This is a genomic window from Streptomyces sp. UNOC14_S4, from assembly GCF_020740835.1.
Taxonomy (GTDB): Bacteria; Actinomycetota; Actinomycetes; order Streptomycetales; family Streptomycetaceae; genus Streptomyces.
Map to the genome: position 1 here is coordinate 1 of NZ_JAINFC010000657.1, position 3,517 is coordinate 3,517.

A 3,517-nucleotide genomic window follows, 5' to 3' on the forward strand; every position below is an offset into this window, starting at 1 on the left:
CCCCTGCATCAGGAGGACAGTTGGACACCCCTGACCCATCCGAAACAGCAGCCCCATTCATCCTCTCGCGTCTCTCGCGGCGCAGGTTCCTCCAGGCCGCGGCCGGGACGGCGGCAGCGGCGGGGGCGGGGGTCGGTGTCGCGCTTTCCGGGGGCGTGATCGCCGGGGCGGCCGACGCGGTCGCCCCGGAACCGGGCTCGCTTCCCAGGTCGCTCTCCTTCACCGCCGCCACCAATGGCTCCGCCTCGCTCTCCCCCGCGGGTGATCGTCTGATCGCCGAGGTGCAGAACATCCTGTGGTCGGTTCCCCGCGAGGGCGGGGACGCCGTCGCGATCACGCCCGCCGATCTGGAGCCCACGCGGCCCGTGCACTCGCCCGACGGCAGGACGCTCGCGGTCTGCGCGTACCGGGGCGGTGGCTTCCATCTGTGGACGCTGCGGCCCGACGGCTCCGGGCTGCGGCAGCTGACGGACGGGCCGTGGGACGATCGCGGGCCCGCCTGGTCGCCCGACGGTACGCGGATCGCCTTCGCCTCGGAGCGCGGCGGTGATCCCGTGGCGGGCAGCCCGTACCGCGTATGGGTGGTGGACGTGCGGACCCGCGCGCTCACGAAGATCACCGGGCTGCCCGGCCAGGAGGGGCCCGCGCAGGACGGGGCCTGGGAGGACTTCGACCCCGTGTGGTCGCCGGACGGGAAGCGGCTGCTGTTCGTGCGCGGCCGGGTCGTGAAGGGCGGGCTGGAGTCGCGTACGGTCGCGTCCGTGGCGGCCGACGGCCAGGGGCCCGTACGGATGGAGCACACCGAGGCGGCCGTGGCGCAGGTGATGACGCCCGCCGTGTCCCCGGACGGCAGGCTGGCCTATCTGCGGACGACCCCGGCCCCCGCCGCCTCGTGCACGCTCGTCGTGGACGGCACGGCGGTGCCGGTCGACGGGGACGTGGAGCCCGTACCGCCGCGGTGGATCTCGCGGGACGAGCTGCTGATCACCGTGAGCGGGCAGTTCCGGATCTTCCGGCCGGATTCCGTTTCCGGCAAGGCTCAGGACGGCGCCAAGGCCGACAGCGGCACCCTCATCCCCTTCGCCGCCCGGCTCCCGCTCGACCGGCCCCGCTACCGCGTCAAGCGGTACGACGTCGAGATCGGCGGCGTCCACCGCGTACGGGCCCTGCAGCAGCCCGCGCTCTCCCCCGACGCCCGGCAGGTGGCGTTCGTCGCGCTCAACGCGCTCTGGGTCGCGGACGTCGCCGGCGGGCGCCCCCGCCGGGTCGTCTCCGCCGGGACCACCCGCTATCTGCTCGCCCCGGTCTGGACGCGCGATGGGCGGGCGCTGATCTACGCCAGCGACCGCGACGGGCTGCTCGCGGTGCTCCACCGCGAGCTCGCCTCGGGCGAGGAGACCGTGCTGGCCGAGGGCGGCCGGGTCTATCCGGCCCTCTCACCCGACGGGACGAAGCTCGCGTGCATTGACATGTCGGGCAATCTCCTCGTACGTGATCTCCTCGCGGGCAAGGACCGGGTGCTCACGGCGCCACTGGGCGGGGGCGGGCTGCCCGGAAGACCGAGCTGGTCGCCCGACGGGCGGTTCGTCGCGTTCTGCGACCGCAACCGGCTCAACCAGAGATTCCGCGAGGGCTACAACCTCATCCGGGTCGTGGACGTCACCAGCGGCACCGCCCGGCTCCACGCCTTCGCCCCGCACGCCTCGCTCTCGGACCGCGGCGACTCCGGGCCCGTCTGGTCGCCGGACGGCCGCCACATGGCGGTGATCTCCGAGTCGGCGCTGTGGCTGCTGCCCGTCCGGGCCGACGGGACGCCGGACGGCGCGCCACGGCGGCTGACGGACGAGGCGGCCGACGCGCCCTCCTGGTCCGCGGACTCCCGCCGCGTCCTCTATCTGTCGGCGGGGCGGCTGCGGCTCCTGGACACGGCCGACGGGACGGCCCGTACGGTGCCGGTCGCGCTCGACTACCGGCGGCCGACCCCGGCCGACACGGTGGTGCGCGCCGGGCGGTTCTGGGACGGCACCGGCGACACCGTGCGGGAGGACGTCGACCTGGTGGTGCGCGACGGGCGGATCGCCGCCGTCGAGCCGCACCGGGCCCGGCGCGCCTCCCTGCGCGCCGTCGACGCGTCCGCGCACACGGTGATCCCGGGGCTGTGGGACGCGCACACGCACCCATGGCAGTACACCTACGGCGGGCGGCAGACGGCGCTCCAGCTCGCGTACGGGATCACCACGGCGGTCTCGCTCGGCGGGTTCGCCTACGAGCAGGCCAGGATCCGCGAGGCGGTGGCGGCGGGCGAGCTGGCCGGGCCCCGGCTGCTGATCACCGGCGAGCTGCTGGACGGGGCACGTGTGGCGTACAGCATGGGGCGCGCGCACCGCACCAGGGAGGGGCTGCGGCGGTCGCTGGCGCGAGCGTCCGCCCTCGACTGGGACTTCGTCAAGACGTATGTACGCGCGCCCGGTTGGGTGATGGAGGAGGCCACGCGGTACGCGCACGACCGGCTCGGGGTGCGGGCGGGCAGCCATCTCTGCTCCCCCGGCATGCAGCTGGGGCAGGACCTGACGACCCATCTCCAGGCCACGCAGCGGCTGGAGTTCGGGCACGCCACGACGGCGACGGGCCGTGCGTACCAGGACCTGGTGGGGACCTACACCGGCGCGGGCTTCCATATGATCGCCACGATCTTCACCTCGGTGCCGCTGCTGGGCGAGACGCCCGGCCTGGCGGAGGACTTCCGGGTGACGCAGCTGATGCCGCCGTGGGACGCGGCGGTCGTCCGCGAGACGGCGACGCAGAAGCCGACGCCGGATCAGCTGTCCACGCTGGAGCGGGAGATCGGCGTCTACCGTGACGTCCTGTCCGGCGGCGGCCTCGTCGCCCTCGGCACGGACGCGCCGCTGGTGCCGGTGGGGCTCTCGCTGCATCTGGGGCTGCGGGCCCTGCACCGCTACGGCCTGTCGGCGACGCAGGCCCTGCGGACGGCGACGGTCCTGCCCGCCCGGGTCTTCGGCGCCGAACGGGACCTGGGCACGCTGGAGCCGGGCAAGCTCGCCGACGTGACGATCGTGGACGGCGATCCGTTCACGGACTTCGACACGCTCGTACGGACGGTCTCGGTGCTGCGCGGCGGGGTGCCGTACCGGCAGGCGGACCTGGTCGACGCGTACGGCGGCGCGAGCAGCCGCAAGGCGTTCGCGGCGCACTCGGTCGACGACTGGCTGATGGTCGGGCGGCAGCTGCGCCGTGACACGTGCTGCGACATGGAGATGCCGCACTTCTGACGACCGACTCCGAAGGGCCCTGCCGACCCCGCGCCCCGTCAGGGGCGCGGGGTCGTGTCGATTTGCGGCTCCGCCGCGTGGGCGCGACCAACCGCAGACGACCCGCACTCGCCGGACGGACATCGCCGACCGAGCTCGTAGGCGAAGGTGACCGGGACGCCGCGGGCCCCTGTCACACCTCCACGGGCACCTCTTCCACGCTCGGCACGCCACGCACCGGCTCGGGG

Annotated in this window: 1 protein-coding gene; it reads left to right on the forward strand. The window is 74.4% G+C overall.

Features of this window, described 5'->3' with window-relative positions; genetic code table 11:
* Nucleotides 1-20 precede the first annotated feature (20 nt).
* Complete coding sequence (locus K6I34_RS33810; RefSeq protein WP_229331865.1) at nucleotides 21-3,290, forward strand: amidohydrolase family protein; 3,270 nt, start codon at nucleotides 21-23, stop codon at nucleotides 3,288-3,290.
* Nucleotides 3,291-3,517: the final 227 nt, after the last annotated feature.